Here is an 18,196-nt window from a genome sequence, read left to right as displayed (position 1 = left end):
CTCCGGGCTCCAGGCAGGACTCAAGAACCGCCATCTGTCGATGATCGCCATCGGCGGTGTCATCGGCGCCGGCCTCTTCGTCGGCTCCAGTTCCGGCATCGCCACCGCGGGACCCGGCATCCTCCTGTCGTACGCCCTCGTCGGCACCCTCGTCGTCCTCGTGATGCGCATGCTCGGCGAGATGTCCGCCGCGAACCCCACCTCCGGTTCGTTCTCCGCCCACGCCGACCGGGCGCTGGGCCGCTGGGCCGGGTTCTCCATCGGCTGGCTGTACTGGTTCTTCTGGGTGGTGGTGCTGGCCGTGGAGGCCACCGCCGGCGCCAAGATCCTCGAGGGCTGGATACCGGCGGTCCCGCAGTGGGGCTGGGCGCTCATCGTGATGGTCGTGCTGACCGCCACCAACCTCGTCTCGGTCGGCTCCTACGGCGAGTTCGAGTTCTGGTTCGCCGGGATCAAGGTGGTCGCGATCGGCGCGTTCATCGTCGTCGGCGCGCTCGCGGTGTTCGGCGTGCTGCCGGGCGTCCACAGCGACAAGGCGGGCCTGGACAACCTGACCGGCCACGGCGGCTTCCTCCCGCACGGCCCCGGCGCGATCCTCACCGGTGTGCTGCTCGTCGTGTTCTCCTTCATGGGCAGCGAGATCGCGACGCTGGCGGCGGGCGAGTCGGAGAACCCGCAGCGCGCGGTGACGAAGTCGACGAACAGCATCATCTGGCGGATCGCCGTCTTCTACCTGGGCTCGATCTTCGTCGTCGTCTGCCTCCTGCCGTGGAACGACCCGTCCATCAAGGACAAGGGCTCCTACGTCGCCGCGCTCGACTCCCTCGGGATCGCGCACGCCGGTCAGATCATGAACTTCATCGTGCTGACGTCGGTGCTCTCCTGCCTCAACTCCGGCCTGTACACGGCCTCCCGCATGGCCTTCTCGCTGGGCGAGCGGGGTGACGCGCCGAAGGCGTTCGCGCGGACCCCGTCCCGGGGCGTGCCGATGGCGGCGATCGTGGCGTCGGTGGTGTTCGGCTTCGTGGCCGTCTTCTTCAACTACAAGTTCCCCGACTCGGTCTTCCTGTTCCTGGTCAACTCCAGTGGTGCGGTGGCCCTGTTCGTGTGGCTGGTGATCTGCTTCTCGCAGCTGCGGATGCGGCGGATCATCCAGGCCGAGGCGCCGGAGAAGCTGGTCGTGCGGATGTGGCTGTACCCGTATCTGACGTGGGCGACGGCTGCGTTGATCGTGTTCGTGCTGGCCTACATGCTCACCGACACGGAGCACGACGGGCGGGAGACGGTGCTGTTGTCCCTGCTGGTCGCGGCGGCCGTGGTGGCGATCGCCGTGGTCCGGCAGAAGGTTCTCGGGACCGGCCGGGCGGCCGTGGGCGACACCGTGCCCGCCGACGCCGGGCACGAGACCGGGAAGGTCAAGACCGGCTGACGCGTACGGCGTCTTGTGCACGGAAGGGGCTCGCGGTGCGGACCGCGGGCCCCTTCCGTGCGCTCACAGCACGGTGAAGCTGTCCTTGACCCGGTCGTAGACCCCGACGGCCCGGGTCTCGATGTCCGGGTGGTACCAGGTGTTGATCTGGTACGACCTGCCCTCCTGGTCGAAGCCGAGCAGCCGCGCGTGCCAGTTCACGCCCTTCAGGGTGAAGGTGTACTCCCAGACCACCGCCGGGTGACCGCGGAAGGTCGTCTGCTCCAGGCGGATCTTCTGGTAGTTCTGGCCCTGGTGGGCGTCCTGCTCCGACTTCCGCCAGGTCCCCATCAGGTCGTCGCGGGCGATGGCGGACTTGGCCACGAGTTCCTGGGCGCCGTCGGGCGAGGTGTAGTGGACCTCGGCTCCCGTCATCACGTTGCGCTTCCAGCCCGCAGGGGTCGCCCACGCGTATCCGCCGGCCTCCTCGTGGGTCCCGGGCGGCAGCGTCCGGGGCCGGGAAGTGCCCTCGACGGTGGGCGGCGGACCGGACCCGGAGGTGGTGGGGGGCTTGGAGGTCGTGGGACCGGCCTGATCGCCGCCCTGCCCACCGGAGTTCAGCAACACCGTCACGACGACCGCGGCACCGGCGGCGACCAGCGCGGCGGCGGCCAGAAGCCCCGCACGGCGACGACGCCGAGCGGGAGTGGCAGGGGTCGTCTTCCCGTGCAGCGGATGGGGGCCGAGCTGGGGCCGGGTCCCCTGCTCGTGCAGCGAGCGCTCCGGCGGCACCGATCGCTGCCGGGTCACCGCGGGGGCTCGGGTCAGGGAGACGCCGGGGCGGGTGGGGCCGGGGCCGGGAGGGGCGGAGTGGGGTGAAGTGGGTTCACCGGTCGGGGAGTTGACGGACGGCGCCTCCGCACCGGCTTCCGAACGCAGCTCGGAGGGGACTTCGGAGGGGACTTCTGAGGGGACTTCGGCGGAGGCGGCGGCGGGGGGTGCGGCGGGAGGTCCGCCGGGTTCCGCGGGGCGGACGGGAGGCGGGCTGGGTTCCGCGGGGCGAACAGGAGTTGCACCGGGTCGCGTGGGGACGACGGGTGACTCGCCGGGTTGCGGGCGGCCGACGGGTGACGCGCCGGGTTGCGGGCGGCCGACGGGTGACGCGGGTGCCGGCGCGCCGTCGGCCCGGGGCGCTGATGCCGACGCGCCGTCGGACTGGCGCATGGGTGCAGGTTGATCACCGGTCCGAGAGGCGGGGGCTGATGGGCCGTCGGCCGGAGGGACGGGAGCCGGCGGACCGTTGGTGGGTGCGGCGGAGACTGGCGGGCCGTCTGACGGTGCGGAGGGGTTGGGCGGGCTGTCCAAGGGCGCGGTGGAGACTGGCGGGCCGTCCGACGGTGCGGTGAGGGCGGGCGCGCCTTCCGAGGGGGCGGCGGGGGTGGGGGTTGTGTCAGGAGGTTCGGGTGGGGTGGGGCCGTGGTGGCGGAGTTTCTGCGTCTCCTGCCGGACGGTGGGGGGAACGTCCGCCGGGGGCTCGGGGCGCCTGGGGTCGCGGGCGGCCCGTACCAGGCGGGTGTGCGGAGTGGCCGGGGCGGATGGTTCGCCGGAGGGCCCGTGCTGGGGGGTGGGCGGCTCCGGTGAGGGGGTGACCGGGGGTGCCGGGGTGGTTCCCGCGGCCGTCGGACGGCCCTGGGGCGGCCGTTCCTCCGGGGTGTCCGCGCCGCCCCCGCCCACCGGCAGGGTCGGCGTGGGAGGTGGGAAGGCGACCGGGCGCAGGGCCTCCTCCAGTTCCGCGAGGCCCGGCCTGGCTTCCGGTTCCTTCTCCAGCAGCGCCGCCAGGACACCGCTCAAGGGCCCCGCCGCGGCGGGGAGCTCGGGCTCCTCGTAGAGGACCGCGTGCAGGGTGGCGAGGGTCGTGCCGCGGGAGAAGGGGGAACGGCCGCCCAGGGCCGCGCAGAGGGTCGCGCCCAGGGACCAGATGTCGGACGGCGGGCCCTGCGGGCGGCCGGAGATCCGCTCGGGTGCCATGTAGTCGGGCGAGCCGACCAGCATGCCGACCATGGTGAGGGCCTTGGCGTCCTGGATCGCGGCGATGCCGAAGTCGGTCAGGACGATCCGCCGGTCGGGTTCCAGGGAGCCGTCGACGAGTACGTTCCCGGGTTTGATGTCGCGGTGCAGGACGCCTCGGGCGTGGACCTGCCGCAGGGCCGCCACCAGGCCGAGCCCCGTGCGAGCCGTCTCCCGGGGACCGAGGGGGCCGTCCTCGGCCAGGATGCGTTCCAGCGAGCGGCCCCTGACCAACTCCATGACGATCCAAAGACGTTCGCCCTCGTCGACGACGTCGTAGACGCGCACCACGTTGGGGTGGTCGATGCGGGCCGTCGCCCTGGCCTCGCGCAGGGTCCGTTCGCGGCGGGTGCGCGTGTCCTCGCCGTCCAGGCCGTCTATCCGGATCTCCTTGACGGCCACCGGGCGGTCGAGTATTTCGTCGGCCGCCCGCCACACCCGCCCCATTCCCCCCTGCCCGATACTCTCGACCAGGCGATAACGCCCCGTCACCAGCAGACCCTGAACACCACCGCTCCTCGCATTCCCCGGCAATTCCACGGCGCCCCCTCGATGAACTGACACATCCCCTGAAACCCGAGACGACCTCGGTAGCGCTCCGATCCGCCCCCACTGAAACACAATGGTCACACTTCGTGCCGTACCAGCATAGTGCGGAGAAATCTTGTGGTAGCTCTTCAAGTACTGCGAATTCAGGCGCAGCCGGGGGAAGCACAAGGGGGGTCCGAACATGAGTTCTCGCCGCATCACGGTCATCACAGGATCGCTGGTCACCGCATCTTTTTCGGCGGTGGTGATCCTTTCCTGCACTGCCAGCGCGGATGACCAGGGACCCGGGAGCAGCAAGGGGGGAAAGGTCATGGACAAGGCGCCGGCGGGCGTCGAGCTGACCACACTCCTGCCTTCGAAGATCTCGGTCGACAACAGCACGAAGAAAACGGCGATCACCGCCACGGTGAAGAATCAGGGGAGCAAGGACAGCGGAAAGATCCAGCTTTTGGTCGTCGGTTTCGACGGCCTCACGGTGAAGAACGTCGCCGGCTGTTCGGCGATCGGCGAGAACAGCCTCCCGAAAGGCTCGAACAGCGGTTTCTCCTGCCCCATCGACAATCTGGCGGCCGGTAAGTCGAAGTCGTACGCCGTCGACGCGACGTACGACCTGGGCAAGACCGGGAAGATCTGTCTGCCCGTGCAGGCCGGCGACGGGAAGAAGACGTACTGGCAGCAGGGGCCGGTCCCCTTCGGCACCAACAACCCCTCTCCGAACGCCCCCGCCACTCCGCTGCTCCTCGGCACCGACAACAAGCCGGTGGCGCCGGGCGGCGAGACGGAACTGCCCAAGACCGGCGTCGGGCGGGACGTCCTGCCGCTGGGCGCGGCGGGCGCGGCACTGGTCGCGGCCGGTGCGGCCGGGCTGTGGTGGTCGACCCGGCGGCCGGTCGGCCCGCTGCGGCCGCGCGGCTGAGCGGGTCCGGCCGCGCCGGCCGGGCTGAGCGGACGGCATGTCCGCGGGTCCGGCGGGGGTGATCGCCCCTGCCGGACCCTTTCCCGAAAGGCTGACGGCGGCTGTCAGGTTATGCGGGCACAGTGCGGGTCATGGATGTCGCCGAGAACCCCACCGAACCGCTGGTCCTGCGTCCGGGCGACCCGGGCTACGACGGCGAACTCGCCGGTTTCCAGACCGGGTTCGAGCAGCGGCCGGACGTGGTCTTCGCCGCGTCCTCGGCCGCCGACGTGACCGCCGCCGTGCGGTACGCGGCCGGGCGCGGGCTGCCGATCGGCGTCCAGGCCACCGGTCACGGCATGCCCGGAGCCTCGCGGGGCGGCGTGCTCGTCACGACGCGGCGCATGGACGGCGTCGCCGTCGACGCCGGCGCACGCACCGTCCGGGTGCGGGCGGGCGTCCGCTGGGGCCGGGTCGTCGCGGCGGCCGCACCGTACGGCCTCGCGCCGCTCAACGGCTCCGCGCCCGGCGTCGGCGCCGTCTCCTACACCCTGGGCGGCGGACTGGGCATCCTCGCCCGGGAGTTCGGGTACGCGGCCGACCATGTGCGCGCGCTGGACGTGGTGACGGCCGACGGGCGGCACCGGCACGTGACCCGCGCCGCCGACCCCGACCTGTACTGGGCGCTGCTGGGCGCCGGGGCCGACTTCGGCGTCGTGACGGGGCTGGAGATCGGGCTCGTACCGGTGCGCCGGCTCTACGGCGGCTCGCTCGCCTTCGACGGGCGCGCGGTGGACCCGGCGGCCCTGCTGCGGGCGTACGAGGAGTGGACCCGGACCGTGCCGGACGGGCTGACCTCGTCCTTCGCCGCCGTACCGTATCCGGACCTGCCGGCGCTTCCGCCGCGGTTGCGCGGACGGTACGTGGTCTCGGTGCGGGTCGCGTACACCGGCGGCGACGGTGACGCGGTCGTGGCGCCGCTGCGGAAGTGGGGGCCCGTGCTCGCCGACTCGCTGCGCGAGATGCCGTACGCGCAGAGCCACACCATCCACAGCGACCCGGACTTCCCGCACGCCTACTACGGCGACGGCGCGGTGCTCGGCGAACTGGACCTCGCCGGGGCCGGTGAACTGCTCGCCCGCACCGGGCCGGACGCGGGCGGGCCGATGTGCGTGGTGCAGATCAACCATCTGGGCGGGGCCCTCGCGCGGCCCGCGCCGAACTGCGTGCCCCATCGCGAAGGGCGTTTCCTGCTGCGGCTGTTGAGCGCCGGCGAGCGGGAGACGGCCCGCGCGGTGGTGGACCCGGCCCTCGCGCTGCTCGCGGACACGACGCTCGGGCGGGCCCGCAACTTCGCCTTCGGGGCCGGTGACCGGAGCGAGGGACTGTACGACCCCGGAACGCACGCGAGGCTCGCCGGGCTGAAGGCGAGCCTCGACCCGGCGAACCTCTTCGGCGGCCCCTACGGCCTCAGCGCCTGCCGACGAGCTTCCAGGCGGCCGGCATGAGCCCCATGGCCAGGGCGGCCTTGAGGGCGTCGCCGATCAGGAACGGCGTGAGGCCGGCCGCGACCGCGGCGGAGGCGGACAGACCGGCGGCGTAGGCCAGGTACGGGACACCGACGGCGTAGATGAGGGCCTCGCCCAGCAGCATCGTGCCCGCCATGCGCCACACGGAGCGGTCGGCGCCGCGGCGGGCCAGGGCGCCGACGACGGCGGAGGCGAGCAGCATGCCGAGGATGTAGCCGAAGGAGACGGAGACTCCGGAGGTGCCGCCCGCGAACCACGGCACGCCGGCGAGTCCGGCGAGCGCGTACAGGACGAGCGAGGCCAGTCCGCGGCTCGCGCCGAGGCTCGTGCCGACCAGGAGCGCGGCGAAGGTCTGGCCGGTCACGGGCACCGGGGAGTGCGGGACGGGCACGGAGATCTGGGCCGCGAGACCGGTGAGCACGGCACCGCCGACCACGAGGGCCACGTCCCGGACGCGGGAGGCGGGGAGCAGGTCGGCGAGGACCTGTCCGGGGCGGGCGGGGGTGACGGCAGCGGTGCTCATGGGGGCTCCGGGGTCGGGACGGGCGGGACACCGTGACGCTAACCCGGAGTGCTCCCCGCGATCACCGTCAGCGCCCGACAAAGGCCGACGGCGGGCCTTGGTGGGCTCCGGACAAAGGATGCCCGCTACACCGGCCCCGGCGTGACACCGCTCACTCAGCGGGCGTGACCTGGGCTTCGTCGCGCTCCGGGGCACCCGGCCGAAGGCCCGCGTAGCCGGTCGATCACTCCGCGCAGCGTGCCCGTCCGGATGCTGGGCGGCCCCGCCTCGCGGCCGCGTGGGCCGCCCAGACTGTGGGCGTTTTGCCCATCTCACGCATTGGACGAGCCGCGCCCATGCCGCACAGCACCACCCCGGTCGACGCACCGCCGCGAGCGGACGACGACACCGCCCTGTCCCACGGTCTCAAGCAGCGCCATCTGTCGATGATCGCCCTCGGCGGGGTGATCGGGGCGGGGCTGTTCGTCGGTTCCGGCGCCGGTATCGCCGCCGCCGGGCCGTCGATCGTGGTCGCCTACGCCCTGTCGGGTCTCCTCGTGATGCTGGTGATGCGGATGCTGGGCGAGATGTCGGCCGCGTATCCGTCGTCGGGCTCGTTCTCGGCGCACGCCGAGCGGGCCCTCGGGCCGTGGGCAGGGTTCACCGCCGGCTGGTCGTTCTGGGTGCTGCTGTGCACGGCCGTCGGCCTGGAGGGCATCGGCGCGGCGAAGATCGTGACCGGGTGACTGCCGCAGACGCCGGAGTGGGGGTGGGTCGCCCTGTTCATGGTGGTGTTCTGCGCCGCCAACCTCGCCGCGGTGAAGAACTTCGGCGAGTTCGAGTTCTGGTTCGCGGCCCTGAAGGTCGGTGCGATCAGCCTGTTCCTGGTCCTGGGCGTGCTGGCGATCGCGGGCGTCCTGCCCGGCGCGGACTCCCCCGGGGCGAGCAACCTCGGCGACTTCCTGCCGCACGGCGGCGAGGGCCTGCTGGTCGGCCTGCTCGCCTCGGTCTTCGCCTACGGCGGCCTGGAGACGGTCACCATCGCGGCGGCCGAGTCGCCGGACCCGGTGCGGGGCGTGGCGAGCGCCGTCCGTACGGCGATGTGGCGCATCGCGCTGTTCTACATCGGCTCGATGGCGGTCGTCGTCACCGTGGTCCCCTGGGACTCGGCGGAGGTGGTGGAGAAGGGCCCGTACGTCGCCGCCCTGGACCATCTCGGCATCCCCGGCGCGGGACAGCTGATGAACGTGGTCGTCCTGGTCGCCCTGCTGTCCGCCATGAACGCCAACGTCTACGGCTCCTCGCGCATCGCCTACTCGCTGGTCGAGCGCGGTCAGGGTCCCCAGGCGCTGGGCCGGGTGTCGGGCGGGGTGCCGCGCACGGCCGTACTGGCCTCGTCCGTCTTCGGTTTCGGGTGCGTGGTGCTCAGCTACTGGCGTCCGGACGACGTCTTCCCGTGGCTGCTGAACATGATCGGCGCGGTGATTCTGGTCGTGTGGATCTTCATCGCCGTCTCGCAGCTGCGGCTTCGCGGCCGGCTGGAGCGCGAGGCGCCGGACCGGCTGGTCGTGCGGATGTGGGCCTTCCCGGTGCTGACCTGGGTCGCGCTGGCGGGCATGGTGGCGATCTTCGTCCTGATGGCCCGTGAGCCGGGCACCCGGGTGCAGCTGTACTCGACGGGCGGGATGACGGTGTTCCTGGCGGTCGTGGGGTACGCCTGGCAGCGCGCCCGCGCGCGCCGCTGAGGAAGCCGCTGCGGGGCGGGGCGGTCGGGGCTCTTCGTCATCCGCTCACCCGCCTACGCCGTTTCCCGGTCACAGGGCACGTTCAGCGAGATCAGGCCGACGTGGCCGGCATCCGCGCGCAGTTCGGTGACGGCGGCGTTGCGCAGCCGGGGGAAGACCCGCCGGTACTCGCCGAGCGGGATGGACAGCAGCCGGCACAGCACCAGCCGCAGCAGGGTGTTGTGGGCGACGACGAGGACGCGCTCGCCGTCGTGGGCGGCGGCGATGCGGCGCAGCGCGGCGGCTCCCCGGCCGGCGGCGGCGGCCGGGTCCTCGGCACCGGGGAAGGGGTGGGCCACCGGGTCGGCGCGGAAGGCCGCCGCCGCGTCCGGGTCCGTTTGCGCGAACTGCGCGAGGGTGCGGCCCTCCATCACCCCGAAGTCGCATTCGCGCAGATCGGGTTCGCGGCTGGGGTTGAGGCCGAGCGCCCGGCAGGCGGGCTCGGCGGTGACGACCGCCCGCGAGAGCGGGGAGGTCCACACGGCGTCGACGGGGTGGGCGGCGGCCCACCGGCCCAGGGCCTCAGCCTGCGCGTACCCGGTCTCGGTGAGCGGCACGTCGCTGATCCCCGCGTACCGGTTCTCGGCGTGCCAGACGGTCTGGCCGTGGCGGGCCAGCAGGAGGGTGGCGGTCATGAGTCCGCAGTATCGCGGGTGAGGCGGGCGTGCGCGTGCGCCGCGACCGGGGCGGGGAGCCAGCCGCGGGCATGCAGTTCGTCGACCAGCCGCGCGTACGGCTCGGCGAACAGGGCCGTGCGGTCCGGGCGGGGGTCCACGACGGCGCGGACGCGGACCATGCGCTCGGCGACGTCCGCGAGCCCGAGGGAACACACGCCGTGCGCGGCCAGCGCCGCCATGCCCAGCGCCGGTTCGGTCTGGGCCGGTACGCGGGCCGGGCGGCCCAGGATGTCGGCGCGCAGCTGGTTCCAGTACCCGCTGCGGGCGGCGCCGCCGGTGAAAGTGAGCGGGCCGTCCAGCGGGGCGCCCAGGTGGTGCAGGTAGTCCAGGCAGAGGCGTTCGGTGAAGGCGACGCCCTGCAGCAGCGCGGCCCACAGGTCCGCGTCGTCCCGCGGTTCGCCGAGGACGAGGGCGACGGCCTGCGGGGCGTGGAAGGGGAAGCGCTCGCCGGGCGAGACCAGCGGGTAGGCGATCGCGCCGGACGGTTCGCGGGCGGCCGCCCGTTCGTCCATGGCCGCCGGGTCGGCGCCCGCGAAGGCGGCCGTCAGCACCCCCGCGCCGACGCTGGAGGCCCCGCCGGGCAGCCAGGTCCCGTCCGGGGCACGGTGGTTGTAGACCACGCCGGTGGGGTCGTGGACCGGGGTGGTGGAGGCGCCCTTGAGGACCAGGGTGGTGCCGAGCACCGAGTTCCAGGAGCCGGGGCGCAGGGCGGCGGAGGCGATCTGGGCCGCGCAGCCGTCGGTCATCCCGGCGACGACGGGGGTGCCGGCGGGGATGCCGGTGGCCTCGGCGGCGTCCGGGCACACCGTGCCGAGCCGCGTCCCGGGGCGCACGACCTCGGGCAACAGGCCGTCGGGCAGGCCGAGTTCGGCGAGGGCGGCGTACGGCCAGGCGTCCTGTTGGAGGTCGTAGCCCGTCTTGAGGGCGTGGGAGGAGTCGGCGGGCGGGAGTTCGCCGGTGAGGCGGGCGACGATCACATCGGGCTGGTGGGCGAGCCGGAAGCGGGGCGGCCGGGCGACCCGGAGGTGGGCGTGGGCCCTGGCGGGCGCCTCGGCGAGGCCGCCGTACTCCTCCACCAGCCACATCGCCTTCGGCAGCGCCCAGCTGTCCTGCACCGCGAGTCCCGCCGCCCGCGCCCGCGCCGCCTGTGCCGCGGCCCGCCGGTCGTCGTACATGAGCCCGGGGCTCAGCGGCCGCCCCGCCACGTCCGTCAGCAGCACCGTCCCGGACGTCCCGCACACCGCGAGCCCGCCGATCCGCGCCCCGGGCGCCTCCCCCACCGCCTGCCGCGCGGCCGCGCACACCGCCTCCCACCACTGACCCGGATCCTGCTCGTGCCGCTCCCCCTCGCGCCGCCCGCCGAGCGGGGCCGTCCCCCGCCCCACGACCGTCCCGTCTGCGGTGACGGCCAGCACGCGGACGCTCTGCGTGCCCAGGTCGATCCCCAGCCACGCCTCCTGCTCGTCCGGCATCCGGACCTCCCGGGCATCGCGATCCAGTCTGTGAACTTCACACCTACCCACGATATTGACGCGGGATTTTCGCCTGCGCGAGGGATTGACGCGCAACTTCCGCCGTTACACCCTCTGTTAGCGAGTCGACTCGACGTGTTACCCCCACGCCTGCGCACCGGGCCCGACCCCACTCGGAGGTCACGGATGGACACGCACGCGCACGACCGCCGACACTTCCTCGCCCTGACCGCCGGGGCCGCCGCGACCCCGTTGCTGGCGGCCTGCGGCGCCGGTTTCGGCGGCAACGACGACAAGGGCGGCGGTTCGGCCGCCGACGACGTCACCGGCTCCTTCGACTGGAAGCGGGAGAAGGGCGGCACGGTCAAGGCCCTGCTCAACAAGCACCCGTACACCGACGCCCTGATCGCCGACCTGAAGTCCTTCACCGCGCAGACCGGCATCAGGGTCGAGTACGACGTCTTCCCCGAGGACAACTACTTCGACAAGCTCACCGTCGACCTGTCCAGCGGCCGCGCCTCCTACGACGTCTTCATGCTCGGCGCGTACATGGTCTGGCAGTACGGCCCGCCGGGCTGGCTGGAGGACCTCGGCCCCTGGATGCGCAACTCCTCGGCCACCGGCGACGAATGGGACCGCGCGGACTTCTTCCCCAACCTCCTCCAGGCCGACCAGTGGTCGCTGAAGGACGGCGCCCCGCTCGGCCGGGGCGGGCAGTACGCGCTGCCGTGGGGCTGGGAGACGAACGTCGTCGCCTACAACACCGAGGTGTTCTCGAAGCTGGGCCTGAGACCGGCCGAGTCCTTCGACGAACTGCGCGAGATCGCGGGCGTCATCAAGCGGAAGGCGCCGGGCGCCGGTTACGACGGCATGTACGGGATCGCCGTGCGCGGCTCGCGCAGCTGGGCCACCATCCACCCGGGTTTCATGACCATGTACGCCCGCAACGGCCTGCGTGACTTCACCGTGGACGGCGGGAAGCTGAAGCCCGCGATGAACACGCCGGAGGCCGTCGCGTTCACCCGGGACTGGGCGGGCATGGTCAAGCAGGGCGGGCCGCCGTCCTGGACGTCGTACACCTGGTACCAGTGCTCCAGCGACCTCGGCGCGAAGAAGGCCGGCATGCTCTTCGACGCGGACACGGCCGCCTACTTCCAGGCGGTGAAGGGCGCCAGCCCCGCCTCCGGGAAGATCGCCTTCCACCCCGGCCCCAAGGGCCCGGACGGCTCGCTCGCCACCAACATGTGGATCTGGTCGCTCGGCATGAACGCCAAGTCGAAGAAGAAGAGCGCCAGTTGGCTGTTCCTGCAGTGGGCGACCGGCAAGGAGCACCTGCGCCGGGCGGCCGTCACCGGCAACCACATCGACCCGGTGCGCAAATCAGTCAGCCAGGACGCCGCCTACAAGGACAAGATGCGGCACCTGCCCGGCTTCATCGAGACCTTCGAGACGGTCGTCGACCAGACGAAGATCCAGTTCACCCCGCAGGCCCAGTTCTTCGACGCCACCACCAGCTGGGCGGCGGCCCTGCAGGAGATCTACGGCGGCCAGAACGCGCGGTCGGTGCTGAACGGGCTGGCGGGCGACCTCGCCGCCAAGGTGGACTGAGCGGCCATGGGCTGGCGGCTCACCCTGCGCCCGTACCTGCTGATCGTCCCGGCGCTCCTGCTGACCTGCGGAATCCTCTACCCGTTCGGACTCGGCCTGTACTACACGCTGTTCGACTTCTCGGCGAGCAAACCGCAGCCGGACATGGTGCGGCTGCACAACTACGAGACCGTCTTCACCCAGGACGCCTTCTGGAACTCGGCCTGGGTCACGGTCCTCTACGCGGTCGGGGCCGCAGCCGCCGAGACCGTGCTCGGGGTGGCCGTCGCCCTGCTGCTGCACCGCTCCTCGCTCGTCGGCCGGGTGCTGGAGAAGATCCTCATCCTGCCGCTGATGATCGCCCCGGTGATCGCGGCGATCATGTGGAAGCTGATGCTCCAGCCGTCGGTGGGGGTGGTGAACCATCTGCTGAAACCCGTCGGACTGGGGGGAGTCCAGTGGACGGACACCCCGGCCGGCGCGCTGCTGTCGTCGATCGCCGTGGACGTCTGGGTCTACACCCCGTTCGTGGCGATCCTCGCCCTCGCCGGTCTGCGGTCGCTGCCCACCTCCCCGTTTGAGGCGGCGGCCGTGGACGGCGCGGGCTGGTGGTACACCTTCCGGCGGCTGACGCTGCCCATGCTGTGGCCGTACGTGCTGGTCGCGGTGATCTTCCGGTTCATGGACTCGCTGAAGGTCTTCGACATCATCTACGCCCTGACCGAGGGCGGCCCCGGTGACTCCACGGTGGTCCTGCAGATCCGCGCCTACCTGGAGGCCATCCGCTTCCAGCGCTACAGCTTCGGCATCAGCTACACGATCGTCCTGTGGGCCGTGGTGTACCTCGCCGCGATGGTGCTGGTGAAACACCTGGGCCGGATCCAGCGGAAGGCGGCCGAGGCCAAATGACCGTGCGGAAACGTCTGCTGGGCGTCCTCGCGGACGCGGCTCTCATCCTCTACTTCGTCTTCGCGCTCTTCCCGATCGCCTGGATGGTGATCCTGTCCCTCAAGCCCGCGAACCAGCTCTTCAGCACCTACTTCTCCTTCACCCCCACCCTCGGCTCCTACCGGACGGTGCTCGGCGACAGCGAGGGCATCCCGTTCGTGCGGTTCTTCGTCAACAGCCTGGTGGTGTCGGTGGGCGCGGTCGCGCTGTCCCTGCTCGTCGGGCTGCCCGCCGCCTACGCCTCGGCGCGCTGGCGGTTCAAGGGCTCCGAGAACCTGATGTTCACGCTGCTGTCGTTCCGCTTCGCACCCGAACTGACGGTGATCATCCCGCTGTTCGTGCTGTACCAGAAGCTCGGGCTGTTCGACACGTACGTCGGCATGATCTGGGTTCTGCAACTGGTCACGCTCCCCCTCATCGTGTGGATCATGCGGTCCTACTTCGCCGACCTCACACCGGAGTTGGAGCAGGCGGCCCTGCTGGACGGCTACACCCGCAAGCAGGCCTTCTTCAAGGTGGCGCTGCCGCTGGTCAAGCCGGGCGTCGCGGCCGTGTCCCTGCTGGCGTTCATCTTCGCCTGGAACAACTTCGTCTTCCCGCTGATCCTCACCTCCAACGAGGCCCAGACGGTGACCGTCGGCGCGCTGTCCTTCCTGGGCGGCGACCGCCCCAAGTACAACCTCACCGCGGCGGCGGCCCTTGTCTCGGTCGTACCGCCGCTGCTGCTCGCCCTGACCATCCAGCGCTATCTGGTGCGGGGCCTGTCCTTCGGGGCGGTGAAGTCGTGATCGGGCTGCGCGGGATCAGCAAGGCGTACGGCCCGGTCACCGCCCTCGACGGGCTCGAACTCGACGTCCGCGAAGGGGAGTTCTTCTGCCTCCTCGGCCCGTCCGGCGCCGGGAAGACCACCACCCTCAAGACGGTCGCCGGCCTGGAACGCCCCGACTCCGGCACGGTCCTGCTCGACGGCGAGGACATGGCCGGCGTCGAGCCCTACGACCGGGGCGTGGCGATGTGCTTCGAGAGCTACGCCCTCTACCCGCACAAGTCGGCCTACGACAACCTCGTCTCCCCGCTCCGCTCCCCCCGGCACCGCCTGCCCGCCGCCGAGGCCCGCGACCGCGTCCACGCCGTCGCCGAACTCCTCGGCATCGGCGCCCTGCTGGACCGGCCCGTCGGCCGGCTCTCCAACGGCCAGCGGCAGCGGATCGCCCTCGGCCGGGTCCTGGTCCGGCCCGCCCGCGCCTTCCTCCTCGACGAACCCCTCTCCCACCTGGACGCCAAGCTCCGCCAGCAGATGCGCGCCGAAGTGAAGGCGATCGGGGACGTCCAGCGCACCACCACCCTCTACGTCACCCACGACTCGGTCGAGGCCCTGGCCCTCGGCGACCGGACGGGAGTGATCCGCGACGGCCGGATCGTCCAGACCGGAACCCGCGAGGAGATCTGGTACGAGCCCCACGACACCGAGGTCGCCCGGGCCTTCGGCCGCCCGCGGATCAACCTGCTGCCGGGGACGGTCACCGAGGACGGCGGCTTCCGGTCGCCGGACGGGAAGGTGGAGCTGCCCGTCCGCGCGGCCGCCCCGGCGGGCACGCAGGTCCTGGTCGGCGTGCGCCCGCGCGACCTCTCCCTCACCGCGCCCGGCCACGAACTCACCGGCACCGTGTACGTCACCGAGGTGCTCGGCCGGTCCGTCGAGGTCACCGTCCGGCTGGGCGACCAGCACGTCTCGCTGGTCGCCCCGCGCGGCGACACGGCCGGTCTGCGGCCCGACGATCCGGTACGGCTGACGGTGCGGCCTGAGAACCTGCTGCTGTTCGAGGCCGACGGGCCCGAGGGCCCAGGACGACGGATCGGGAAACGATGAGCAGCAGCACCGGTGCACAGCAGGGGCCCGCGGCCCGCCAGGCCGCCATGGCCGAACAGGTCCTGGCCGAGGGCTCGGCGACGGCGGCCGAGCTCGCCGAGCGGTTCGGGGTGAGCCTGATGACCATCCACCGCGACCTCGACGAACTCGAACGGCAGGGCATCGTACGGAAGTTCAGGGGCGGGGTGACGGCCCAGCCGTCCGGGGTGTTCGAGTCCAACGTCGAGTACCGGCTAAAGACCATGCACGCCGAGAAGGCGGCGCTCGCCGACCGCGCGCTCGCCCTCATAGAACCCGGCATGGCGATCATGCTGGACGACTCCACGACGACCCTGGAGATAGCCCGCCGCCTGCGCCACGGCGAGATCACCCCGCTCACGGTCGTCACCAACTTCCTCCAGGCGATCAACCTGCTGTCCGGCCGGCGGGGCATCCATCTGATGGCCCTGGGCGGCGACTACGACCCCCTGCACTCCTCCTTCCTCGGCGTCTCCTGCGTCGAGGCGGTCCAGTCGCTGCGCGTCGACCTCTGCTTCGCCTCCACATCGGCCGTGCACGGGGGTTACGCCTACCACCAGGAACAGCACATCGTGTCGGTGAAGCGGGCGATGCTCGACTCGGCCGCCCGCAGCGTCCTGCTGATCGACCACACCAAGCTGGCCCGCACGGCCCTGCACCGGGTCGTTCCGCTCTCCCGCTTCGACCTGCTCCTGGTGGACGACGGGGCGCCGGCCGAGGCACTGCGGGACCTGGACGAGCACAAGGTCACCTACGAAATCTGCGCGATGAGGGGCGGCGATGACGGAACTGGAACTACGTGACCTGCGCAAGACCTACCGCTCCCGGGGCCGGCCGCCGGTCACCGCCGTACGCGGCCTCGACCTGACCCTGCGCTCCGGGGAGCTCCTCGGCCTTCTCGGCCCCTCGGGCTGCGGCAAGTCGACGACCCTGCGCATGATCGCCGGCCTGGAGACGGTGACCGACGGGGACATCCTGGTGGCCGGGAAGTCCGTGACCGCGCTGCCCGCGCAGGCCCGCAACATCGGCGTCGCCTTCGAGAACTACGCCCTCTACCCGCCCCTCACCGTGGCCGAGAACCTGGCGTTCGGCCTGCGGGCCCGCCGGGGCGGCGACCGGCGCGAAGTGGCCGGCAAGGTCGCTGACATGGCCGCCCGGGTCGATCTCACGCCTCTGCTCGACTCCCACCCGGCGACCCTCTCCAGCGGCCAGAAGCAGCGCGTCTGCCTCGCCCGCGCCCTGATCCGCGAACCCGACGTCCTGCTCCTCGACGAACCGCTGTCCCACCTCGACGCGGCCCAGCGCGACACCACGCGCCGCGAACTCAAGCGCATCCAGCGGGACCTGGGCCACACCACCATCCTCGTCACCCACGACCAGGAGGAGGCGCTCTCCCTCGCCGACCGCATCGCGGTGATGAGGGACGGCGTGATCCAGCAGCTCGGCACCCCGTACGAGATCTACGACAGCCCCGCGAACCTGTTCGTGGCGGACTTCGTCGGCGAACCCGCGATCAACCTGCTGCCCGCCGTCGCGGACGAGGACGCCCACGCCCGCCTCTCCGGCTCCGTGCGCGTGGCACTGCCCGTCCCCGTCCCGCCCGGCCGCGAGATCGTCGTCGGGATCCGCCCGGAGGACCTGTCCCTCACCGGCGCCGAGGGCCTGCCCGCCCGGGTCGTCGCCCACGAGCCGCTGCTGGAGGCGGGGATCGCCACCCTCGCCCTGGCCGGTGTCGAACGCCCCCTGGTCGTCCTGACCGGCCCCGAGGTGCGCCTCAGCCACGACGAGGCCGTCCGGGTCACCGCCGACGCGCGCCTCACCCATGTCTTCGACGCCGAGACGGGAGACTCCCTGCGATGAGCGAACACGTACGTGTCCTGGCGGCCGGCGACCACTTCATCCTGCCGTCGCTGATCCGGCGGGCGATCGGCGACGAACTGCCCTGCGAGGTGGCCGAACTGACCCTCGGCTGGCCGCTGGAACCCTTCGGCCCGGTGGCCGAGGTGACCGAGGCGAGCGACGCCGAGGACGAGCTGATCGAGGCACTGGCCGGCACCCAGGTGCTGGTCACCCAGATGGGCCCGGTGACCGAACGCGTCCTGGACGCCTGCCCCGGCCTGCGCCTGGTCGTCGTCTGCCGGGGCGGGCCGGTGAACGTCAACCTGGACGCGGCCAAGCGGCACGACGTCCGCGTCTGCTTCTCCCCCGGCCGCAACGCCGCCGCGACCGCCGAGTTCACCGTCGGCGTGCTGCTGTCGGCCCTGCGCCGCATCCCCCAGGCCCACAACCTCCTCGCCGGGCGGGGAAGTTGGCAGGGGGCGACGTACTACACCTACGAGCACAGCGGCCTGGAGCTGGAGGACCTGCCGGTCGGGCTCGTCGGCTACGGCGCCGTCGGCAGCCGGGTCGCCCGCGCGCTGTGCGCGTTCGGCGCGCAGGTGATGGTCCACGACCCCTACGTGCGCGGCGAGATCCACGGCCTGCGCGTGCACTCCCTCGACGAGCTCCTGCGCCGCTCCCGGGTGATCACCCTGCACGCCCGGCTCACCTCCGAGACCCGGGGCCTGATCGGCGCCCGTGAGCTGGCGCTGCTGCCCGAGGGCGCGGTGGTGGTGAACGTGGCGCGCGGGCCGCTGCTGGACGAGGACGCGCTGTGCGACGCGCTGGAGGGCGGACGGCTGTCGGCGGCGGCCCTGGACACGTACGCGACGGAACCGCTGCCGGCGGACTCGCGGCTGCACGCGCTGGCCGAGCGCCTCGTGCTGACCCCGCACCTGGGCGGCGCCTCGCGCGCCGTCGCCGAGAAGGCGGCGCGGATCGCCGCGGAGGAAGTGGCGCGCTGGGTGCGCGGGGAGCCGCTGGCGCACTGTCTGACCTGACCCGGGAGGCG

14 protein-coding genes and 1 pseudogene are annotated in these 18,196 nt (G+C 72.3%); 11 read left to right on the top strand and 4 right to left on the bottom strand.

Going from position 1 to position 18,196, the window contains the following annotated elements:
• Window positions 1–1,429 (top strand): amino acid permease (locus tag M8J74_RS19595; RefSeq protein ID WP_249837668.1); only part of this gene is annotated, 1,429 nt, incomplete at its 5' end.
• A 63-nt stretch (window positions 1,430–1,492) separates the two neighbouring features.
• Here M8J74_RS19595 and M8J74_RS19590 read toward each other — a convergent pair.
• Window positions 1,493–3,967 (bottom strand): serine/threonine-protein kinase, encoded by a 2,475-nt coding sequence (locus tag M8J74_RS19590; protein WP_372500214.1) that lies wholly within the window; start codon window positions 3,965–3,967, stop codon window positions 1,493–1,495.
• 238 nt (window positions 3,968–4,205) lie between these two features.
• On the opposite strand from M8J74_RS19590, the gene M8J74_RS19585 reads away from it, so the two are divergent.
• Together M8J74_RS19585 and M8J74_RS19580 are read left to right on the top strand one after the other, a co-directional pair.
• On the top strand, window positions 4,206–4,940 hold the full coding sequence (locus tag M8J74_RS19585) for an LPXTG cell wall anchor domain-containing protein (RefSeq protein ID WP_249837667.1): 735 nt from the start codon (window positions 4,206–4,208) through the stop codon (window positions 4,938–4,940).
• 131 nt (window positions 4,941–5,071) lie between these two features.
• Window positions 5,072–6,427, top strand: a complete 1,356-nt coding sequence (locus tag M8J74_RS19580) for an FAD-binding oxidoreductase (protein ID WP_249837666.1) — start codon at window positions 5,072–5,074, stop codon at window positions 6,425–6,427.
• On the opposite strand, the gene M8J74_RS19575 is transcribed toward M8J74_RS19580, so the two are convergent.
• Window positions 6,390–6,971: a biotin transporter BioY gene (locus M8J74_RS19575; RefSeq protein WP_249837665.1), complete on the bottom strand. Its 582-nt coding sequence runs from the start codon at window positions 6,969–6,971 to the stop codon at window positions 6,390–6,392. The genes M8J74_RS19580 and M8J74_RS19575 overlap by 38 nt on opposite strands.
• A 335-nt stretch (window positions 6,972–7,306) precedes the next feature.
• On the opposite strand from M8J74_RS19575, the pseudogene M8J74_RS19570 reads away from it, so the two are divergent.
• A pseudogene (locus M8J74_RS19570) lies at window positions 7,307–8,695 on the top strand (amino acid permease).
• Between the two features lie 53 nt (window positions 8,696–8,748).
• Here M8J74_RS19570 and M8J74_RS19565 read toward each other — a convergent pair.
• The gene (locus M8J74_RS19565) at window positions 8,749–9,369 is read right to left on the bottom strand and encodes a histidine phosphatase family protein (RefSeq protein ID WP_249837664.1); all 621 of its coding nucleotides are present in this window, start codon (window positions 9,367–9,369) and stop codon (window positions 8,749–8,751) included.
• On the bottom strand, window positions 9,366–10,883 hold the full coding sequence (locus M8J74_RS19560; protein WP_249837663.1) for an FGGY-family carbohydrate kinase: 1,518 nt from the start codon (window positions 10,881–10,883) through the stop codon (window positions 9,366–9,368). The genes M8J74_RS19565 and M8J74_RS19560 overlap by 4 nt, the downstream gene beginning before the upstream one ends.
• A gap of 186 nt (window positions 10,884–11,069) precedes the next feature.
• On the opposite strand from M8J74_RS19560, the gene M8J74_RS19555 reads away from it, so the two are divergent.
• The 7 genes from M8J74_RS19555 to M8J74_RS19525 are packed head-to-tail and all read left to right on the top strand — an operon-like array spanning window position 11,070 to window position 18,185.
• Window positions 11,070–12,491 carry an ABC transporter substrate-binding protein gene (locus M8J74_RS19555; protein ID WP_249837662.1) on the top strand — a complete coding sequence of 474 codons (1,422 nt, stop codon included), beginning with the start codon at window positions 11,070–11,072 and terminating at the stop codon, window positions 12,489–12,491.
• A gap of 6 nt (window positions 12,492–12,497) precedes the next feature.
• The gene (locus M8J74_RS19550; RefSeq protein ID WP_249837661.1) at window positions 12,498–13,379 is read left to right on the top strand and encodes a carbohydrate ABC transporter permease; all 882 of its coding nucleotides are present in this window, start codon (window positions 12,498–12,500) and stop codon (window positions 13,377–13,379) included.
• Entirely contained in the window at window positions 13,376–14,206 is an 831-nt protein-coding gene (locus tag M8J74_RS19545) for a carbohydrate ABC transporter permease (RefSeq protein ID WP_249837660.1), read from the top strand. The genes M8J74_RS19550 and M8J74_RS19545 overlap by 4 nt, the downstream gene beginning before the upstream one ends.
• Window positions 14,203–15,288, top strand: coding sequence for an ABC transporter ATP-binding protein (locus tag M8J74_RS19540; RefSeq protein WP_249837659.1), 1,086 nt, complete (start codon window positions 14,203–14,205; stop codon window positions 15,286–15,288). Before M8J74_RS19545 ends, M8J74_RS19540 begins: the two co-directional genes overlap by 4 nt.
• Window positions 15,285–16,109, top strand: coding sequence for a DeoR/GlpR family DNA-binding transcription regulator (locus tag M8J74_RS19535; protein WP_249837658.1), 825 nt, complete (start codon window positions 15,285–15,287; stop codon window positions 16,107–16,109). The genes M8J74_RS19540 and M8J74_RS19535 overlap by 4 nt, the downstream gene beginning before the upstream one ends.
• Window positions 16,087–17,166: an ABC transporter ATP-binding protein gene (locus M8J74_RS19530; protein ID WP_249837657.1), complete on the top strand. Its 1,080-nt coding sequence runs from the start codon at window positions 16,087–16,089 to the stop codon at window positions 17,164–17,166. Before M8J74_RS19535 ends, M8J74_RS19530 begins: the two co-directional genes overlap by 23 nt.
• On the top strand, window positions 17,163–18,185 hold the full coding sequence (locus tag M8J74_RS19525) for a 2-hydroxyacid dehydrogenase (protein ID WP_249837656.1): 1,023 nt from the start codon (window positions 17,163–17,165) through the stop codon (window positions 18,183–18,185). The genes M8J74_RS19530 and M8J74_RS19525 overlap by 4 nt, the downstream gene beginning before the upstream one ends.
• Window positions 18,186–18,196: the final 11 nt, after the last annotated feature.

The sequence above is a fragment of the Streptomyces panaciradicis genome (genome assembly GCF_023516615.1).
GTDB lineage: Bacteria > Actinomycetota > Actinomycetes > Streptomycetales > Streptomycetaceae > Streptomyces > Streptomyces panaciradicis.
This window is presented reverse-complemented; position numbering and strand designations above follow the sequence as displayed.